1 protein-coding gene is annotated in these 233 nt (G+C 36.9%); it reads right to left on the minus strand.

The genetic code is table 11. The annotated features are described in order from the left end of the window. The coding region (locus tag PROVRUST_RS19990; RefSeq protein WP_006816544.1) for a hypothetical protein at positions 1-233 on the minus strand (233 nt) is incomplete at both ends.

A 233-nucleotide genomic window follows, 5' to 3' on the forward strand; every position in this document is an offset into this window, starting at 1 on the left:
CATTATTGGTGTTATCACCTTTTGCATGAGCAATATTAACTATAGTGCTTGTTTCATCTGTTCCTGTAGATGTTCCACCAGTATTATCTGTTGGATTAGTTGGTGTAGTATTTCCACCACTAGTACCAGATTTGTTAGTTACTGTTACAGTACATGTTGCAATTGCTCCATCAGCAGTTGTAGCTGTAATTGCTGCTTGTCCTTCTTTTATCCCTGTAACTTTACCATTTGAA

The sequence above is a fragment of the Providencia rustigianii DSM 4541 genome, from assembly GCF_000156395.1.
Lineage (GTDB): Bacteria > Pseudomonadota > Gammaproteobacteria > Enterobacterales > Enterobacteriaceae > Providencia > Providencia rustigianii.